The 18,441-nt window shown below is 43.8% G+C and carries 16 protein-coding genes; 7 read left to right on the forward strand and 9 right to left on the reverse strand.

Annotated features, from left to right (window positions below; translation table 11 throughout):
- Genes OIK42_RS02970 through OIK42_RS03005 form a run of 8 tightly spaced genes read right to left on the reverse strand, consistent with a single transcriptional unit; the run spans position 1 to position 11,149 of the window.
- Positions 1 to 285 (reverse strand): hypothetical protein, encoded by a 285-nt coding sequence (locus OIK42_RS02970; protein WP_273638251.1) that lies wholly within the window; start codon positions 283 to 285, stop codon positions 1 to 3.
- On the reverse strand, positions 282 to 920 hold the full coding sequence (locus OIK42_RS02975) for a nucleotidyltransferase domain-containing protein (RefSeq protein WP_273638253.1): 639 nt from the start codon (positions 918 to 920) through the stop codon (positions 282 to 284). The genes OIK42_RS02970 and OIK42_RS02975 overlap by 4 nt, the downstream gene beginning before the upstream one ends.
- Entirely contained in the window at positions 917 to 1,732 is an 816-nt protein-coding gene (locus OIK42_RS02980) for a pentapeptide repeat-containing protein (protein ID WP_273638255.1), read from the reverse strand. Before OIK42_RS02980 ends, OIK42_RS02975 begins: the two co-directional genes overlap by 4 nt.
- A 1-nt stretch (position 1,733) precedes the next feature.
- Positions 1,734 to 5,372 (reverse strand): BREX-1 system adenine-specific DNA-methyltransferase PglX, encoded by a 3,639-nt coding sequence (pglX, locus tag OIK42_RS02985; protein WP_273638256.1) that lies wholly within the window; start codon positions 5,370 to 5,372, stop codon positions 1,734 to 1,736.
- 15 nt (positions 5,373 to 5,387) lie between these two features.
- Positions 5,388 to 9,035 carry a BREX system P-loop protein BrxC gene (brxC, locus tag OIK42_RS02990; RefSeq protein WP_273638258.1) on the reverse strand — a complete coding sequence of 1,216 codons (3,648 nt, stop codon included), beginning with the start codon at positions 9,033 to 9,035 and terminating at the stop codon, positions 5,388 to 5,390.
- 19 nt (positions 9,036 to 9,054) lie between these two features.
- On the reverse strand, positions 9,055 to 9,639 hold the full coding sequence (locus tag OIK42_RS02995) for a DUF1788 domain-containing protein (protein ID WP_273638260.1): 585 nt from the start codon (positions 9,637 to 9,639) through the stop codon (positions 9,055 to 9,057).
- Between the two features lie 4 nt (positions 9,640 to 9,643).
- The gene (locus OIK42_RS03000; RefSeq protein WP_273638262.1) at positions 9,644 to 10,258 is read right to left on the reverse strand and encodes a DUF1819 family protein; all 615 of its coding nucleotides are present in this window, start codon (positions 10,256 to 10,258) and stop codon (positions 9,644 to 9,646) included.
- Complete coding sequence (locus OIK42_RS03005; protein WP_273638265.1) at positions 10,259 to 11,149, reverse strand: WYL domain-containing protein; 891 nt, start codon at positions 11,147 to 11,149, stop codon at positions 10,259 to 10,261.
- Between the two features lie 242 nt (positions 11,150 to 11,391).
- On the opposite strand from OIK42_RS03005, the gene OIK42_RS03010 reads away from it, so the two are divergent.
- The 4 genes from OIK42_RS03010 to OIK42_RS03025 all read left to right on the forward strand — a co-directional run bounded on the left by OIK42_RS03010 (position 11,392) and on the right by OIK42_RS03025 (position 13,534).
- The gene (locus OIK42_RS03010; RefSeq protein WP_273638267.1) at positions 11,392 to 11,763 is read left to right on the forward strand and encodes a hypothetical protein; all 372 of its coding nucleotides are present in this window, start codon (positions 11,392 to 11,394) and stop codon (positions 11,761 to 11,763) included.
- A gap of 1 nt (position 11,764) precedes the next feature.
- Positions 11,765 to 12,328, forward strand: a complete 564-nt coding sequence (locus OIK42_RS03015) for a recombinase family protein (protein ID WP_273638269.1) — start codon at positions 11,765 to 11,767, stop codon at positions 12,326 to 12,328.
- A 121-nt stretch (positions 12,329 to 12,449) separates the two neighbouring features.
- Positions 12,450 to 13,358 carry a hypothetical protein gene (locus tag OIK42_RS03020; RefSeq protein ID WP_273638271.1) on the forward strand — a complete coding sequence of 303 codons (909 nt, stop codon included), beginning with the start codon at positions 12,450 to 12,452 and terminating at the stop codon, positions 13,356 to 13,358.
- The gene (locus OIK42_RS03025; protein WP_273638273.1) at positions 13,355 to 13,534 is read left to right on the forward strand and encodes a hypothetical protein; all 180 of its coding nucleotides are present in this window, start codon (positions 13,355 to 13,357) and stop codon (positions 13,532 to 13,534) included. The genes OIK42_RS03020 and OIK42_RS03025 overlap by 4 nt, the downstream gene beginning before the upstream one ends.
- Positions 13,535 to 14,052: 518 nt before the next feature.
- On the opposite strand, the gene OIK42_RS03030 is transcribed toward OIK42_RS03025, so the two are convergent.
- Complete coding sequence (locus OIK42_RS03030; RefSeq protein ID WP_273638275.1) at positions 14,053 to 15,273, reverse strand: GGDEF domain-containing protein; 1,221 nt, start codon at positions 15,271 to 15,273, stop codon at positions 14,053 to 14,055.
- Positions 15,274 to 15,324: 51 nt separating this feature from the next.
- On the opposite strand from OIK42_RS03030, the gene OIK42_RS03035 reads away from it, so the two are divergent.
- The 3 genes from OIK42_RS03035 to gluQRS all read left to right on the forward strand — a co-directional run bounded on the left by OIK42_RS03035 (position 15,325) and on the right by gluQRS (position 18,389).
- The gene (locus tag OIK42_RS03035) at positions 15,325 to 15,453 is read left to right on the forward strand and encodes a hypothetical protein (protein ID WP_273638277.1); all 129 of its coding nucleotides are present in this window, start codon (positions 15,325 to 15,327) and stop codon (positions 15,451 to 15,453) included.
- A gap of 317 nt (positions 15,454 to 15,770) precedes the next feature.
- Positions 15,771 to 17,408: a glutamate--tRNA ligase gene (locus OIK42_RS03040; RefSeq protein ID WP_273638279.1), complete on the forward strand. Its 1,638-nt coding sequence runs from the start codon at positions 15,771 to 15,773 to the stop codon at positions 17,406 to 17,408.
- A 36-nt stretch (positions 17,409 to 17,444) separates the two neighbouring features.
- Positions 17,445 to 18,389, forward strand: coding sequence for a tRNA glutamyl-Q(34) synthetase GluQRS (gene gluQRS / locus OIK42_RS03045; RefSeq protein WP_273638281.1), 945 nt, complete (start codon positions 17,445 to 17,447; stop codon positions 18,387 to 18,389).
- Positions 18,390 to 18,441 lie beyond the last annotated feature (52 nt).

Below are 18,441 nucleotides of genomic sequence, written 5' to 3' on the forward strand. Positions count from 1 at the left end.
TTAACCACCCAAAGCCTGTTTAAGTTCACTAAATAACTGCTCACATTTGAGTGAATTTTCTTGATAAGTGCTGTTAAAAATTTCGCCTGATCTCTGATTAATTGTTTTTAATACAGTGGACAATTCATAAAGAAGATTAAAAACTTTACCACTAACTTTATGGTTGTGCTTCCACGTTTCAAGTGCAGCTTGGGTTAGTCCAGTTAGCTGAGTATTTTGAATGTTGCTATTGACGAGTTTTAGCACTTTGCGCTCAAAACCTATCCGTTCAATAAAATTTGTCATATTGTTCCTGCAATTTTAGTTGCTACCTCATCAATCCAACGAATTATGGACTTCCTATGCTTTAGTAGCTCATTAGCTGGGTTTTCATTGTCAGAAAGCGTTTCGCCACGAACAGTGGATCTGCGACAGTTAAGCATTGTTAGATAGAGTGGACGTGGAATATCAAGGGACAATTGTGAGAGTTCAAATGGAGCGAACTTACTGAAGTTAAACTTCCCATTTATGAAAATTGATGCAGCCATTGCAATATCTCTTACTGCTACAGCTATCAGACCTACTTCAAAAACGCTTGAGGGGGTATTATCTAATAGCTCGCTCAAAGACGACACTACTATATTTTTCAGTTCAGATATTTCTGAGGGTGCTGAATCATAACTTGCTGGAGGTCCAATCTCTCGCAAAAAGTCATACTTTCTTGTCTCAGAACCTACAGGTACAGAGTCTTGATAAAGATGCCATGCGAAAAGTGTTCCCTTTTCATACAGTCTTCTAATGCCAGACTTCGTATAGACAGACCAGTTTTGTGGGCAGCTAACATGCTCATCGTCCGATACAACTAATACATCAACATCTGATCCAGAGTCAAAATCACCAGAAACAAGTGAGCCAAATACATATCTCAATGAAGAATTCATCTTCTAGATAACCTCTTCACGAGAACTGATAAGAACATACCAAGTAGTACAAAGCGGCAAAGTACTAATGGTACACCTAGCATTAGCGGGAGAGCATCGGAGTCGAGCCCTAAAAAGACCAACACAGAAGCTTGCAAAGAACTAGCTAAAATTTCGCCAGAGAGAATTGATAATAGCGTGGCAGCAAAGATTACGAGACAGATAGTTCGGAAAACCTTAACTAGAGATTCTCCGTTACCCCAGATAAAATCAAGGCTGCTGAATGTGAGATAGTTCCAGACAAACTTGGCTCGGTCCCAGCTTTTATATTTATCTCTATACCAGCCCTCAGATGAAAAAGCACCTTTTTTGAGATGCGTTTTCGTGGCCATCAACTCATGTTTAATGGCCTTGTTCACTCCAACAACATCGCCGATCTGACCAAAATTAACTCGCAGAGCTTGTGCAAACTCTAACGCAACATTTTCGAATCCGGGTTGATTATTATCGAGAATAGTATTTGTGATTCTTGTATTGTTGAAACGGCAATAGTCAAATTTGCATCCAATAAATTCAGAGCCCCTGAAACTACTATTTTTAAGCTGCGCACCTGTAAAATCACAATTTACAAATTTGCATTTTCTGAAGTAGCAATCGTCAAAAACGCTGTATCGAAAATCTACCCTCTCGAAGGTTTTTTCGACTGCGCTTACTCTCAGCATATGAGCCTTGCTCAGACGAACACCATTGACACCTGAAACATTAAACTCAATATCTCCTAGGTGCTTAACCGGGTTGTCTGTCCATTCTGACTGTTGCAGTTCTATACTCATGCTAGTTAACCGCCTTTCCGTGAATACCTTTGACGTTTGCGAGTAAGTTACCAAACCTCCCATAGTTAGCTTTGACGCCGTCATCAAGATCTAACGAAATACGCATCTCGGCATAGTGCTTAAGTTCTTCGTCATACTTGCGTAGTTCTGCTTGTTTTTTCTCTAGATCTTTAATTTCCTTTTCAATGCGACGCTGCTCTGTGCCAGTAGCCTCTACTACTTCTTCCATTTTTCTAGAAAGCTGGTGATCGTATTTGCCCATTAACGGAGTGACGTACTCCGTCCGCATACGTGATAGCGTGGCTTCGTTGTAGCGGTGCAGATAAACTAAACATTCAATCGCCTTTTCTTTACCTGAGCTAAACAGCCAGTAAATCGGGCGCTTTTTATACATTTTGCAGTGATCAGCAAAGAATTGAGTGGAGAAGTAGCGACGAATCGTTTCCATCGCGCTTTCGCCTTTTTTGGGCCTGATAGCATTTAAGCACAGGCTTTCAGCGACAAATTCTAGGTTTTCTTGAAGATGCTCAGCGCCCCAAACTGATCTCACGAACTCTCGGAAACGTGTCGTAGCGTCATCTTCAAATAGCCATTCTTCGGATGCGAGAGGAATAATGCCGTCATCATCCACTGGGAAAGATTTATAAGCCCCCTCTGCTACCAATTCTTTGAAGCCTTCGTTCCCAGCGTGTGCATAAACTATCCCACCTTTATTAAGGGAATAGCGACCCATCATGCAGCCAATTGAGTAACTTACTAGCTCTACAATCAGATTCGCAGTCATTCTTTGCTTATCAAATAAACCTTCCCTAACATAATTCCTGTGAAGGGTTAAATCTGTGACAGTTAGCGGATTTTGATCTAAACAACCATAAGCTCTGGAAATTTCTTGGTCTATCTTATTCTCTAGCTCCAAAGTCAATTTCAAATTTGATTCAAATTCCATTTGTAGATTGTTCACAGATGAAAATATTTTGCTATCTACAACTCTAGTCAAAAGAGGGGGGGTGGAGAAATCCCACGAACTTTCAAGTGAGTCCCAATCTCTTTTATGTATGTCAATCAATAAGTTGACAGCATGATTATCAATTGGGATGTCTTTTACAGGTATTTTGGCAATATGACCAACTTCAAACTTAAATGTCTCACTAACAACTCCAAGGACTGATTTACAAACTGAACTATTTAATATTGCGATCAGTTTATCCCTTTGATTAAGGTCGTCAAAAAATATTGCCGGGCCTACGTGCCCAAATATTTGACCTTTAGGAAAATACCTGAAGGATGGTTTCCCGCTGGATATAATCGACCATGCTATACCCTCGCTAAAATAATGCTTTATATTCTTTATTGTTCTCGTAGGGCTGCCATAAAGTGATGCGGCATATTCAAGAACTTCTTTACCTTTGTTCTCCCAATTAATTACATGCTCGTTATTACCGTACCATCTTCGATAACCTCCACCTTTCTGAAAAGGCACCCATTTGTAATTATTTTGCTTACATTCTTGACCATCAATAGCAAATTTTCCGGCATCAACTTCAAACCAAAGTCTAAGGAACCGATTATCATCCGAGGTTGCTAACCCCTGTCTTGGCTTGGCAATTTCTGCCATCAGAGGGTCATTTTGGAAGCTGTCTTTTAACTCATCTGAAACCCAGTAAGAAATGGGCTTGCCCGGTATTTTTATAAAATCGTTTGCGGAAGAAGTTGTGAGCCTTTTGTTTTTAATAGGAAATTCATTAGGAACTCCATTATCATTTAAATCTTTATTTTCACAGTAAGAAAATCGCCCGACATAAGATGTTAGATTTTGGTGTCTAAATATCGTTGCACTAGTGCCGAACGCAATTTTCATAACGCCGTTTCCCATATGCAAAAGGCTATCGATTGTGTAATCACACAAAAATTTCTCTCTCATTTTTTCGTAACTAGATAAGAACATCCATGCCTGCATAGTCACCATTGCATTGTATGCAGTTTTTTTTAGCCAATTCATTCCCCTATCCATGAACATTGCAAATAGATCTGCCTTAGAATTGGCAAAGTGCGTTTTAGCAAATTCCTTTAATTCAGCATTCATCCCTTTACCACCCATATAAGGTGGGTTTGCAACTACAGCATCATATCTTTGCGCCAACAGGGTAGCTTGATCCACAATAGGAATTAGTTTTTCTGCACCACCACTCGCGACAGGGTCAGTTCCTCTTACTTTGTTCAGCAACTGCTCTTTAAGTTTTCTAAGCGTTGGCAAATATTGATGTTCAACCTGAATCAATGAACCCACAGTTTTCGCCTGCTCAAACGACATAATCAGGTGTTTCAGCAAGTCGAAATATTCAGCATATTCACCTGTCGGTGCATCAAATTTCTTAGTTTCGACAAACAGATCGCCGCTACTGCCTTGTTTAGCCTTGCCATCTAAATTTAGAGCGTGCCAGAGTGATGCGCTATCCCAGCCTTCGGTTGACTGTAATGCATAAACATTCAGTTTTACGCTGCCATCCTGAACGCGCTGGAATATACGTCGGTCGTCTTCACGGGCTTTCATTAGAAGCGCAAAACCAGCGAGTTGCGCCGCTCGGTCATCGATATCCAGACCGTAGATATTTTTAGTCAGGATCAGTTCTGGAATTTCGCGCAAGCGATAACCACGTTCTAAATAGATTTCACGCAGTAGCTCATACATCTCAACAAGGATATGGCCTGAGCCACAGGCTGGGTCGAGTACTTTTATCGTTTCAGGATCAAGACTTCTTGGCGTAATAGCGGCTAGCTGAGCGTTTACCTCATCAGTTTGCTCGGCAGGCTCAATGTAATACTCCATCTTGGCTTTGATGGAAGAATCCGGATAGGTAGCCAACCACTGACGGCCAATGCTGTTCTGCACCAGATATTTTACTATCCAGTTAGGCGTGAAAAGCTGGGTGGCTGCCGGGATATCCTCTGATTTAACCACCTTGCCAATAACAGCATCTTTATGCTCTGAGATATAGAACTGATAAAGCCAGCCGATAACTTCGATTTGCTCCCAGTCTTCTTCAGGAATATCGTTTATCAGCCCCTTCAGAATCGAATCGGTTTTAGTGAGATTATCAGGCAGCAGCAGTTCGGTTGCATCATCAATGGCCTCGAATAGAAACGGCATAACGCTATGCAAGTGATGACACTGGCCAAGTAATAACTCACGGTACAACACTTCCTGTTTATCACCAGCTAATTGCCATTCAATGATTTGTGCTTTATCCAGCCCCAACATATCAGCTACATCTGCCGCATGGTCTAAGATTTCCGGTAAACCATCTTGATTGGTTGAATTACTTAATACCCGGCAGCCATGCTCAAAATAGTCCTGTAGTTCCATATATCGAAGCGCGGCTAAACGGTTAAACCATGTATATGCCATCTCGCGAACAAACAAGTCGTAACCTTTTTCTTCTACGCGCTTTTCAAGCCGCTTGCGCTGCTCACCCTGCTGTTTAGTAAAGGCATTTCCTTCAATAATAGCCGTGCTACCCTGAAAGCTGACTGGAGCAATTTCATCTTCGTATATTCCAAAGTGTGCTGCACGTTTGGCTACCGCTTCCATAAACTGGCGACGTGCTTTTGGGGCATAAGCTTTTAAGTTCTTGGTATTCATAATCTGTGTCCCTACTTATTTAATACGCACTTTGTTGTTGTTGCTTACCAAGGACGTGAGTTCGGTTTTTAGTGCAGTCAAATAAGCATCGATATCTTGCTCAGTCTCAAGTACACCCGATTGGCTTACTTTGCGAACAATGGATGCTGTATCCACGGTGACCATTTTCTTGGGAAGAGGTGTTACAGGCTTTTCTGCGACCTTGGCGGCATTTTTACCATCCCCCAGTCTGTCTCCATCGGGGCTTGGATAGAGCTTCTGTTGTTTTTGTCGCTCCGCTTCCTGTTGTTCGATGAATTCGTTGATGACAATGTAGGCATCTTCTTCTAGTGCCTGAGATTCGCTTTGTTCTTGCAAAATGTCTGCGATGGCTTGCAGCTTCTCTAAACGCTTAATAGCGCTTTGTAATGGCATCAGTACTCGGTTACTTAGTTCATCTGGTGCCTGTGCCTGTTTGATTTGCTCTTGTACCAGACTAATACGATGCTCGATGCGCTCTTTGGCATGTTGGCGTTTTTTATCAAGTAACTGCGAGTTGACCTTATCCACTTGCTCAATCAATGGTTCTATATTGCGAATGTATCGATAAGGACGAACATTGTCGTAAATTGCCTGAAGTTCTTTTAGCGCTTTGGCAGCTTGCTCATCACCCTCAAGTGCTTTGCGATTACGCTCAAATTCAATCGTTAATGCAGCGGCTAACCGCTGCCACGTGTTGAATTGGGTTTCGTAGAAGTTTTCCAGATCTTCAAAGTCTTCTTCGAAATCGAGCAAATCGTTGCTGGCGTCCAAGAACTGGTCGATAAATTGGAAGCTGGATTGGGTTTCAATTAACCCAGCTAAAAGCACGCGACCATGCTCAATTTCATCCTTGCCGGGGTACTGGCCCGTAGACGCCTTTTGCGCAAAGCCATCAAGCTTGGATTTCATTGTACGCAACTTGTCTTGCGCGGCGTTAAACAGCTCTTTTTCAGTCTCAGGTGCGTTTACCGAAAACACATCACGATACAACTTGGCTGCTCGTTTTAAGTTTGCTTCCGACTGTTGCTTTATTTTACGTACACGCAGTTCAGCACGCTTACGCACCTGAATCAGGTTATCGTACACACTCTTGAGTGGTACTTCCTGTTGGCGCATGTGGAAACAGATTTTGTTAGCAAGAGCTAATCGCGCCATGATCAACAGAATTTCTTCATCGTTCCAGCCAAACGGACGTTTTGAAAAGCGCTTCACCACATCGTCTGCGGTGGTCACACGCCCGGTATCATCCGCCAATGTGATGTATTTCTCGACTTCTAATGTGGCTTCTGGATTAACTTCATCGTCTTTCAGATCCAGACCGATTTGACTGGCGTCATCAGCGACCAATGTTTGCTGTATTTCACGGCGTATGTCTCCGGGAAAACGTCGCACAAGTTTGAGCTTGCTGAACGTATTCTCAATCACGTAGCGATAAGCATCATCCAATATCACTGAGACCGAATTGCCTTTTGGATTAAGCTGAGAGCCAAGCGCGTAGTAATGCGCATCTTTGACCAACTCTTCAAACGCCGTAATTAGACGTTTGTGACGAGAGTGGTTTTCAGAAGCTTTGTCGCGAAGCAACTGTTCTTGTTCAGGGCGGTTACCCCCTGTCATGCGCAGAAACTTACGGGTCTTTATGAAGGTTCTTAGTTCATCGAAAAGTTGTTTGTCATCTTCTAACTTGATCAGGATCGCACCATTACCTTCAGCCGAGTTATTCATACACACTGTGTGAATGTACTCTGCATAGTTAGCATCTATCGGTGAAATCACCTTAACAACCAAGTCGTTTTCAACCGCACCATCTCTTGGAATACCATTACAAAAACGGCTAACCGGGAACAGTTGGTTGTTTTCGGGGTAGGTATACTGGTTTTTGCGGCGCAGTACTTCTTCAAAAATGATGTTGCTAAGCTCTGCGGTCTCATCTGAGACCTCAATCTCGGTATGCTGGATTTCCTTCTCAATTTCTTTTTCTTCATTGGTTAGGAAAATGTATTCATCACCCTGTCGGGCAATCAGCAAGTTTTGCTCCAGCACATTTAGTGCCTGTTCTATTTGACGGCGCAGATCAAGCCTGTCTTCATCAACCTTACTGACGCAAAGCGTAACTAAGTTGTCTAAGGTGGACTTGATCACATCCACGTAGCGAATGAGGAAAAGAGTTTTAAGTATGTTTACGGCAAAACCGGAAATGGAGTCTTTGTCAGAAGCATTGTCGATATCGCGCTTAACCGCTGTGTCTAGGAAGCTCTCAATGGCCGGATAAAAGCGATAAAGTGGGATTAATGCACCAATCTCTTCGTTGCTGATTTGCTGGGCCGCGCTTTGGAACGCATCTAATAATGAACGCTCGCCTCGGCTTAAGTGCAAACCTGTCGCCCCGGCTTTGCGAATCGCCTCGAAAATTTTCTGCACCAAAATGTAGTGATATGGCACAAATGGATACGCATGCACAAAACTAGTGGCGTCTTTATAGTTAGCCAGTTCCGCTGTGGTCGTTGCATCAAACGCAAGCTGGTTGCGCAGAATATCGCCTTTCTGGTCGTACAGCGATTGCAGTGCATCACGTGCAGTATTGTCTTTTTCCAGCAAGCGCTTCTCAATTACCTCACTGGTATTCGAGCTGGATAATGACAGTCGCTCAAAACGCCCTTGGATTTTTGAAAAGTCATGGCCTTTGGAGCCGGACATCTGGCCGATAACAGCATCAATATCTTCCTGAGACGTTACTACTACCCATGCTCTACCTTCACAGATAGTACCCAAATTTTCGGTAATAGTTTGCAGCTTCAGCATCATTTGGGTGTTGTTGCCGATGAACTGACCTACTTCATCTACGAAGAACAATACGCGGCGATTGATATCCTGATCCAGATATTCCTTCACCCATTTACAGAAGTTGGCCACATCGAGGGAGAAGTTTCTTTCTAGATTATCTACCCACTGCCTTGCAGATTCCGCAGACTGCTCAGTCACCTTTGCCAACGCTTCGGCTAGATCATCGCGATAGAAATCATAAGCGTCTCGCTCTGCAACCCAATCGACGGAAGTAAGCTCATTGAATACGACTTTAAACTTCTCAAATACCCCTTTGCTGGCGAGCTCTCTCTCTAGGTGGGCAATGTGCGGATGATCGCCACTGAAGCCCATTTCTTCGTTAAAGACCTTTAGGAATACCTTTAAAATAGCGTTGTCACCATCGTCCGTGTTGGCGCGGCTATCAATGTTGAACAGAATGACGGTGTTGTCTTTATTGATAGCAGTATCAATTTCACCCAGTAGGAAACCATCGAGGCCTTTATTTTTGAAAAACTCGATAGCAGTCCGGTCAATTGCGCCGTTATTAGCCCGAATATTCTTTAACAGGTAAGAGAGGATCTTGATGAAATGGGATTTACCTGAACCGAAGAAGCCACTTACCCAAATACCTAGTTTTCCAGATGCCGCCTTGGCTTTCGGATCTCTAACTGAAGGCATGTAGGCATCAAAGAATTTCTCAAAGTGTTGGGCCAATTCTTTGGTAATGACATATTCATCCAATTCGGTGAACACGATATCATTTTCCGTTTGGTCCGCTTTTACAACACCATTAATTTTGCGCTCAATATCTTTGGTAAATAGTTGTTTAATCTGCATGAATTTCCCCTAAATCCGTTTATGGCACTAACTTAAATGCTCTGTAATAGTTATTTGAGTCAATTGTCCCGAAAGGTTTTAACCTCGCCCCATCGTATTCGCCCGGATAGAACAATACGGTGGGTACGCTGCCAACTTTGGCGTGAAGTGCATTGAGTAAACCGTGGCCGCGAACGATGGGCCATGCGCTTCCTAGGCCATGCAGCAGGATAAATTCGCTTTTCTCAAGATTGGCTTTCTCAGCGATAAACTCAGCTACTCTGTTTTGCTCCAGCGGGCCTTTGAGTGCATTAAAAAGCGCATCATCACCTCTATCTTGCTGTAACTTGAATGCACGCTCTGTCAGATTTCGACTATCTAAAATATCAATAATCACTTCAAACAAATTGATGCTTGCGAACTTCCGTCCACGGTTCTTAAGCTTTCCGGTAATAAAGCTGAGATGTTCACGAACTTCCAATTCTGCATCCGCTGGATAGTCGAATATGTAGAAACCAATTTCATTTCCCAGACCTTTGTTTTCCAAAAACTCTGCACTTTCAATTTTTTGCAGAATTTGGTCTAGTCGCTCGCGTAATGTCTTTAATTGCTTATACGACGACATCTGATTAGGCCTCCATTGCCGCAATGACATCTTCTCTTTCCATTTGTGCAAGTAGCGACCGTACTTCAGGTAATAAGAAGATGTTTTGTAGCTTTTTGGTTCGAGTGGAGTCGATATAACCCGCGTCCGCCAATAACTTAAACGCAACCTGAGCTATCTTGTATGTCGAAGTTTCTGACATCGAGCCTAGTTCGGGATAAATGCGAACACTGTCATCCCAAAAACTTTCCCAGTCTTTCTGATCGATGTATTCACGAAAGACGCGTTTTGCATCGATGACGACATTACGCATGAAATCCGCCAGCATGGGCGAATTAATAAGCGTTGCCGCAAACATCAATTGGGTAGCGAGTTCAGTACCACCAAATGCTAGCTTCTCCAAGTAGGCGTTGCTCAGCCCCTCCAATCTCTTTTTGATTGTGGCCGCATTGCGCTTGGCCGATGCATCAGAGCGTTTTTGTAAAACGTTTCGATTTACAATGGCATCATGCCAATCATCTGCCGACGGTGATGTTAATAAGAGCTCCGCAATTGTCTGTGATTCGCGTAGCATCAGGCTGCCACCGATAAGGTCACCTAAATAGGCTTTATGGTTTTTAATTTTGGCCTGAGCATTCATTTATTTATTCTCATTATCGGGTTCATATCCCGGTGCGATTGCTAAATTTTCAGCACCGTAGAGTGTTTGTCTGTTCTTCAGCCAAAGTTGGTATTCTGAGCCTTGCAACGAGGCATTTGCCGTGCAGTCGACATTCCAACGGCGTAGCAGATATCCTGCCATAGCGGCTCTAACGTTGAGTTCTAACATGCCGTCATTCATCGAATAATCCAGCTCAATGGCCGTCGGGTGCTTAATATTTTCTGGATGAGGCACCAATCGCAGCGGCATCATTCGCATCCACTGATGATCGTCTAGCTTATCCTCACCTCGATTAACCTCTGCATCGATAAGAGTAACCTTTGAGATACGTGTGATAACAAAATCTCGAAAGCTTGAAGATTTTCGGTCGAACGCTCGAACGTGCCATCGCAATCCGTTATCAACGATACTATGGGGTATGATTTCCCGTGCACCCGACCCGCTACTGAGCGAGGTATAAATAACACTGACGGCCTTTTTATTGACTGTTGCTTGTACCAAACGGGCAACAATAAAGATATCCGGTATATTGAGCTGGCTGGGTGCTTCTACCGGGAAATCGATATCACCTATCGCATCAAGCCCATCTGATATGTGATTTGCCAACTTGGCGAGGGTCTTCTTCGCATCGTGCTCGACCAACGGGGTAAACTCAGGCGTTTGATAATATCTTTTATCGCGCGAGTCATACTCCATGTTTTGCGGGCATAGCTCTTTGTACAAAGTAATATCGCGTGAAGCAGACGATAAACCTTGTCCGAAGTAATTGACGACTTCGGACCTCGTAACATGTCCGATAAAAAGAAGTTTGAAGTCGATATATGCAAGTCTTTGCTTTTGAGCAAAGTTCAAGTCTTGCCAACTCATCATAACCCACCCATTCCAAATAGTAGACTGAGTGTGTCTCAAAATGATACGGACGTCAATTCGAAACGGGAGCAGAGCATCTATACATTTCGCTATCAATGGCCTTTGTGTTCAAAATATTGTCTGACATTGTGAACAATGTTCAATAATTAAAATTCAATATTTTGTTCATGTATGGCAAGCTATGTTCATAAGTTAATAGATTTGAACAGCGCAACGAAGCTGACCTAGTTAAAGAGGAAAAGATGAGCACGATAGAGATGACGGACGAGCTGATCAATGATGCATTGGATCCTGACTCATCAAGTTTCTTTGTTATTGAGCGTGGTACAGACTTTCGGTATCTAATCAAGTTGCACAACGAGTTTGGGCCACTCAATCAGACCATTTTTGCCGATACAGATAATTATGATGTGTTCTTTATGAACGGCGAAACACAATGGTTTGAAGAACAGATTATGCCATGGCTATATGAAGACAGTTCTGGATCGATAGAAAAGATAGAGCTTGGCCCACAGCATTCATTTAATCACCGAAAGTTACCTCGTATATTAGTACAACATGAACCAAGCCTTGCGAATGATCTTAAGACCATGAGAACTGAAGAGGGAACTTAAAATGGCTTTAATAGGCTTTGCGCGTGTTAGCACTAGGGAGCAAGATCTCTCTTATCAGTTGAAAGCACTCAAAGAAGCAGGGTGCTCCAAAATTTTTCATGGCAAGCAGTCCGGGGCATCCAGAGAGAACGAGGCTAAGCTTTCAGAGCTCGTCAATTACATAAGAGATGGTGACATTGTTTTAGTAACAAAGCTGGATAGGTTGGGTCGCTCTTTAAAATCAATTTTGAAGACTATCGACGCAATACATAGTGAAAACGCCTCATTGAAGACCCTCGACGGAGCGATTGATACATCAAATGAATCGCCCTTTGCGAAAGCACAACTAAGTTTGATTGGCACGTTTTCGCAGCTTGAGCGAGATTTAATAGTGTCGAGAACATCAGAAGGAAGAGAGCGAGCTAAGTCAGAAGGCGTCAGGTTTGGCAGGCCCAGTAAGCTAGATGAGAAAACAAAATCTGAAATCAAGAAGCTATTCAACAATGGCTATGGCATGAGTAAAAACCTATTGAGTAAGAAATTTGGTGTATCAAGGATGACGATCGGAAGGATTGTTTCCTCATAGCGGTATTATTATTTCGATATATTGCAATCAGTGATCGAATCGGGAATGATGTTAAACGATTTGGCTGAAATTTATTGATGCCCGCTTTTCGAAGAAAAATTAACAATACAGGGAAGAACGGTTGAAAAAGATTTTATATCTGGTTTTTGTAAATAACCGCGTTATCAAGCTAATTGGGCATCCAGCACTAGGGATTGTTATCCCGCCCTTAGTCGGTCTTTACTACGGCATCCTCGATATATGGGGAGATGATTGGGGCTGGATCAGTGAAAATAAGGAAACGCACGAACTCATTTTCTCAACGTTAGCAGCATTCACCGTCCTAACCTTGTTTCTCAAAGCCATAGCTGAAACTTCAAGAAGTGAGGTAAACAAAAGATATACCGTTTTATTAGAGTCAATGTTAGATTTTTTCAATACACTTGTTAAAAAGAAACGTGATAGGTTTTTCAATAAGGCGAAGCATTTGAAGCCAAATGGCGATTTGTTTAAAGCGATTACTCATCCAAAAGATCAGCTGGAGCATGTTTTGGATGGTACGAAAAAGTTTCTTACGACAGGTTTAGGTGTAGACTCAAAGAATGTAGGCATCACAATCATTCAGGGTGATCCGTCTATCGGGAAGTGGTGGTATGAGCTTAAGTGTGACATGCAGAAGCAGCACACTAAAGCTAAGGTTCTGATGGAAGGTGAGTCTACTGCTGCTCATTGTTATAGTAGCGGTGATAGCATCTTCATCCCCGATATCAGGAAAGGGCAGAAAGAAAAAGTTTTTCTTGAATCAGACAGGTCATCAAAAACGGGTCTTGGCTCAATTTTTTGTAAACCAGTGCGGATTAAAATAAATGGTCTAGAATTTGTTTATATTTTTACTATTGCTGTCTATGCGCAGAACTTATGTTCTCCTTACGATGAGGATGAGTGCAGGGCATGTGAGAAAATTCTTGATGAGATAGCTGACAGAGTTGAGCTAGAGCTTTACTTACACTCTATGAGACAGTTTAGGGAAATTGGAGGCAAGGTCGCATGAGAAAGATTCTTATGAACGAAAAAGGTGAATTCGATAACAGCGAAAAGACTGATTTTCTGATGGCGAAGGCTGTGAAGCTAATGGCTGCTGTCATAAAAAACTCTGAAGATGAAGAAACTAGAGAAAGAGTTGTAGTTACCGGTCGAGTCACCGAAAAGGTAGAGCAACAAGGATAACTAGCTTGTATTGATCTGTTAAGAGCTCTGTTTCAGCTTTGGTAATGAAGATCTGATGAGACAATGCCTACACGACTAAATGTGTAAAGAATTGCATTGTTATGAGCTGAGCCTTAACAAAAAATTTTACATTCTTATCATCTTTAATGTTTAAATTATTGTTTTATATGGTAATTGTATTATTTTGTAAGTGGCAAGGTAAATGAAACCGTTCTAGTCCGCCAACTTTTTGTTTGTAACGAAATTTAAATTAAAGCCCTGTTATTACAGGGCTTTTTATTACGCGAATGCTTTAATAAAACAGAGACTACCTTTTCTGCATTGGTCTTGAAACAAACCGTCTTTAGCGACTTTGGATAGCGTTACAGGTGTTGTTCACAAACTCTGGGGCTGAAACGCGCCATTCAATCTGGACTCTATTTCAAGAAGGCTGTTACCTCATTTAAAAAAGCCTGCATGTTGTGAGCTAAGCAGAACAAGATATGTAGCGCTGTCCTGGTAATTCAATATTATCGGTGTCATGCAATTTTAACTGTATTTCTGCCGGCTTTTTTCGCTTTGTAAAGTGCGCCGTCGGCCTGCTTTAATGCGCTTTCAAAACTGACTTGCTTATTTTTGAAAGCAACACCAAAACTCATTGTGACGTGAACCGTTTTGCTGCTGGTTGCTTGTTTGGGTTGCTGCCCTGCTTTGGGTTTTCGTTTGGGGCGGTCGGGCTGGCGAATTACCATTGCGTATTGCGCGATACTTTCCCGTAACGCATCAACGGTTTCAATCACCTGTTCGGGGTTCTTGCCGGGAAAAACTAAGGTGAATTCCTCGCCGCCATAACGAAATGCCTTGCCACCCTGACTGACCCGATTGAGTTGCTGTGCCACCATTCTCAACACCTGGTCGCCCACATCATGCCCGTACTTGTCGTTAAAGGATTTAAAATGATCCACGTCTGCCATGACAATGGAGTAGTTATTAAATAGCGACTGTGTGAAATGCATTAACGCCCGGCGCGACGCAATGCCGGTTAGTTCATCTTTGAAGGCCATTTTATGGCTGTTTAAGAGCACCACCGTGACCGTCATGATGGCAAAGAGGTTTGCTGCAAATGCCAGTAACGGCAATGAAAAACGCTGGCTTATTATCACCAGACAGACCATGGATACTGCCAGCAACGAGTGGCTGAGCCGCGGGCTAACAAAAGTTTTAACCATTGCTGAAGCAAAAAACAGCGCGTAGAGGCAGGCTTCGGGTAAAGAAAAGTGTTGCGCCAACCAGGGCAATAATACCGCGTATTCGTGACTACTGCGTTGATAAACGGGGTTGGCGGTTAACACGGCTGAGTTGAGCACCCAGGCAATCAGCGCCGCGATACCAGCAATCAACATGCTGGTAAGGATAAGGTTAGAGAGTCTGAGACTTTTGTCTGTGTGCCATATCAGTACGCTGGTTACGCCTGTAAGCATTAATATTAACGTGTTTGGTGAAAATGGCTGGGGCAATAATGACGGGGCATCAATGCTGGTAAATAATAGCAGCCAAAGCAAACAGGCGTAAAAATACCGGCTTTGATTAAATTGCGAGGCGATGAGGGCTGCAATGCCAAGCAAAGGGTAAGGCAGCCAGCTTTTATCTTGTAACCAAAACAGCGTTTCAGCCTGGAATAAGGAGATAATGGTAAAGCCAATGGAAAGTGCAATGACCGGTAACAATGTGCTGTTAATTAATGTCGGGAGATACTTCATTACTCGGCAATACGGCCCTTTTTGAAATGTGAATATAAAAAAGAAAAGTTAATGTCTTTTAGCAATTGGCATCGCGCCAGCGTTAAACATTATTCCTGCGTTATTCCCGATTTTATTGGCACTGCTCCCGATGTGCTTAAAACCGGCTTATATCATTACGCGCTCATCCTTGCCGGGTAGAGGAGGGCATCATACCTGTAGCAAGGCGCAATTGGGAAGCCATTGTTGGATATCCCGAAACAAAATTTAACGCCATAGAGCGTTTCATTGTGAACTAAAAACAGGACCGCGTCCGGCTGCCCGTTGTGTGGTGACAAAACGAGATGGATAGCAATTTAAACGGTCGCTGTAAGGTGCTGCGCGCGATGTTAGGGCCGGGTAATTCGCTCATCAGGAGCGCTGGCTGTTTAATCTCAACCTATATACAGATATAATCCAGCATTACTTTTTTCTTCGCTTGCCGGGCAAGCAAACACACTACGGACATAACGCAATCCATGTACTCAGATAATGCTATTTCCCTGATGATTCCGGATACCATTCCCAGCGGCGCCGAGCTGGAAAAAAAATACCCACCGAGGGAGCTTCCTGCTGGTGCGTTGGTAACCCGGTTTGGTCCTAGCCCTACTGGTTTTTTGCATATCGGTGGTGTTTACACTGCGATGATTTCAAAAAACATCGCATTGCAGTCTGACGGTGCGTATTTTGTTCGCATTGAAGATACCGATAAAAAGCGTGAAGTGGCCGGGGTTCAGGAGCATTTCGACGAAGCCTTTGCCTACTTTGATATTGCCCCAACCGAAGATGACAGCAATGGTCACTATGGCCCGTATAAACAGTCATCCCGTCAGGATTTGTACCTTTCCTTTGTTAAGCAACTGCTACAAAAAGAAAGAGCGTACCCCTGTTTTTGTAGCGAACACGATCTACAAGAAAAGAGTGATGAACAACGTCGCGAAAAAGTCGACACCGGCTATTACGGGCGTTGGGCTACCTGTCGGTCACTGGACCCTGCAGAAGCTGAACGCAGAATCGCCAATGGCGAGGAGTATGTTATTCGTTTTCGCTGCGAGGGTGAGCCGGGTCCGTTTGTATTTGAAGATAAAATTCGCGGCAAAACCAAAGTTAAAAATAACATCAATGATGTGGTAATTCTAAAGTCGTCGGCGAATGCTGAGCGTTTACCGACTTATCACCTGGCCCATGCGGTAGATGATCACCTTATGCGGGTCAACCTGGTTATTCGCGGTGAAGAATGGTTAGCCTCGGTACCTTTGCACCTGCAATTGTTTGACGCCCTCGGGTTTGAGCCAATTCCCTATGCGCACATTGCACCATTGATGAAAATGGATGGCAAATCACGCCGTAAATTATCGAAGCGAAAAGATCCGGAAGCCTCGGTTGAGTTTTACATGCAACAGGGCTATCCCACAACTGCGGTGCTTAGCTATCTGAGAGGCCTTGCTAACTCTAAGCTGGCTAATACGACAGTCGAAGAAAGCCTGTCACTGCCTATTTTGCTGGAAGATTGCCAGGTGTCAGGTGCACTGGTTGACCTGGTAAAACTAAACGACGTGTCGGCCAATATCGTGGCAACCATGAGCGCTGTTGATATCCGCGAGCAGGTGTATGCCTGGGCTAAACAGTTTGATAGCGAACTTGAATCGTTGATGAGCAAACATTGGGACGCCATTCCCAGCTTTATTGACGCTGATCGATTTAATAACGGCCGTACCCGTAAAGATCTTACCAAATGGTCTGACTTTACCGCGCTATACGGATTCTTCTTTAATGAAGTGTTTGCATATTGCGAGTCGGCCGAGGATGCCCGTTTTGATGGTGTGCCTGCTGAGGTCGTGAGCAATTTCCTGTCGCTTTACAAAGAGGGCTACACCCACGCAGAGCTAAATGAGGATTGGTTTGAAAACCTCAAGGCTATCGCTAAAGAGGCGGGCTTTGCCATGAACAACAAAGAATACAAGCAAGCGCCTGAGCGTTTTCATGGCACAATGAAAGAGGCCTCGCTGATTCTGCGTATTGTGATTACCGGTCGCAATAACAGCCCGAGCCTGCATGAAGTTTGCCAGCTTATTGGTAAAGACGAAGTACTGAAGCGGATTGCTAAGGTTCTGTAACGCTTAGCTTTTCACATTCCGGTTACGTAGGGCAGCATGGCAGCAGCGCAAGGTAATACATACAAAGGCAGGTTTGCGCCGACCCCATCGGGCGACCTGCATTTTGGCTCGTTTGTTACCGCCGCTGCCAGCTATCTGGATGCCAGAAAAAATCACGGTCAATGGTTTGTGCGCATTGACGATCTGGACACCGCGCGTGAAGTAAAAGGCTCTGCGCAGGCCATTTTAACCACCCTTGAGCGTTTTGGCTTTGAATGGGATGGCCAGGTCAGCTATCAAAGCCAGCATACCGAACGCTACCGTCACTTCGCCGATGTGCTGCTTAATCAACACCAGGCTTACTGGTGTGAGTGTTCCCGTAAAGTCATCACCGCACGTTGCCCCGTCGGCGAATATGGCCCGGTTTATGACGGCTATTGTCGCAGCCGGGCGGTTGCCCCCGGCGCGAACCGAAGCCTGCGGGTCATTACAAATCAAGGTGCTAATCAAACCGCAAATCAATCTGTCGTATTTAACGATGAGCTGAAAGGAGAATCAGCCATTGATTTACAGGCTACCCTGGGTGATTTCATCATTAAACGTGCTGATGGTATTTTTAGTTATCACTTAGCAGTGGTGGTAGACGATCACGATCTGGGCATTACGCATATTGTAAGGGGCGGCGATCTGCATCCGCTCACCGGTCAGCAGGTATTTTTGCAAAATAGCCTGCACCTGACTCATCCACAATACGCACATTTACCCATTGTACTGGATGCCGGGCAGCGCAAGCTAAGTAAATCTTCCAACGCGCCGCCCATCGATGCTGCACCTGCACCTGCTGTGCTGTTTCAGGCATTAACAGTGCTCAATCATAGCCCACCCGATACGCTCAGAGGCGCGCCACTCAACGAACTCTGGGCTTGGGCAATCGCCCATTGGCAGCTCGAAAAAGTGCCCGGGGAGACAAATATGATGTTGCCGGACTTAACCTCGGTGTGAGTGGTAGCTCTCAATCTTATTAAAAGCTACTCTCTGCGCCATTTAATGCTGT

It is taken from the genome of Alteromonas gilva, from assembly GCF_028595265.1.
Taxonomy (GTDB): Bacteria; Pseudomonadota; Gammaproteobacteria; order Enterobacterales; family Alteromonadaceae; genus Alteromonas; species Alteromonas gilva.

Bases quoted from the DNA above. Each gene is read 5' to 3' on its own strand.
- OIK42_RS02970 (WP_273638251.1), bottom strand. From the start codon at position 285: ATGACAAATTTTATTGAACGGATAGGTTTTGAGCGCAAAGTGCTAAAA.
- OIK42_RS02975 (WP_273638253.1), bottom strand. From the start codon at position 920: ATGAATTCTTCATTGAGATATGTATTTGGCTCACTTGTTTCTGGTGAT.
- OIK42_RS02980 (WP_273638255.1), bottom strand. From the start codon at position 1,732: ATGAGTATAGAACTGCAACAGTCAGAATGGACAGACAACCCGGTTAAG.
- pglX (WP_273638256.1), bottom strand. From the start codon at position 5,372: ATGAATACCAAGAACTTAAAAGCTTATGCCCCAAAAGCACGTCGCCAG.
- brxC (WP_273638258.1), bottom strand. From the start codon at position 9,035: ATGCAGATTAAACAACTATTTACCAAAGATATTGAGCGCAAAATTAAT.
- OIK42_RS02995 (WP_273638260.1), bottom strand. From the start codon at position 9,639: ATGTCGTCGTATAAGCAATTAAAGACATTACGCGAGCGACTAGACCAA.
- OIK42_RS03000 (WP_273638262.1), bottom strand. From the start codon at position 10,258: ATGAATGCTCAGGCCAAAATTAAAAACCATAAAGCCTATTTAGGTGAC.
- OIK42_RS03005 (WP_273638265.1), bottom strand. From the start codon at position 11,149: ATGATGAGTTGGCAAGACTTGAACTTTGCTCAAAAGCAAAGACTTGCA.
- OIK42_RS03010 (WP_273638267.1), top strand. From the start codon at position 11,392: ATGAGCACGATAGAGATGACGGACGAGCTGATCAATGATGCATTGGAT.
- OIK42_RS03015 (WP_273638269.1), top strand. From the start codon at position 11,765: ATGGCTTTAATAGGCTTTGCGCGTGTTAGCACTAGGGAGCAAGATCTC.
- OIK42_RS03025 (WP_273638273.1), top strand. From the start codon at position 13,355: ATGAGAAAGATTCTTATGAACGAAAAAGGTGAATTCGATAACAGCGAA.
- OIK42_RS03030 (WP_273638275.1), bottom strand. From the start codon at position 15,273: ATGAAGTATCTCCCGACATTAATTAACAGCACATTGTTACCGGTCATT.
- OIK42_RS03035 (WP_273638277.1), top strand. From the start codon at position 15,325: ATGTCTTTTAGCAATTGGCATCGCGCCAGCGTTAAACATTATTCCTGC.
- OIK42_RS03040 (WP_273638279.1), top strand. From the start codon at position 15,771: ATGTACTCAGATAATGCTATTTCCCTGATGATTCCGGATACCATTCCC.
- gluQRS (WP_273638281.1), top strand. From the start codon at position 17,445: ATGGCAGCAGCGCAAGGTAATACATACAAAGGCAGGTTTGCGCCGACC.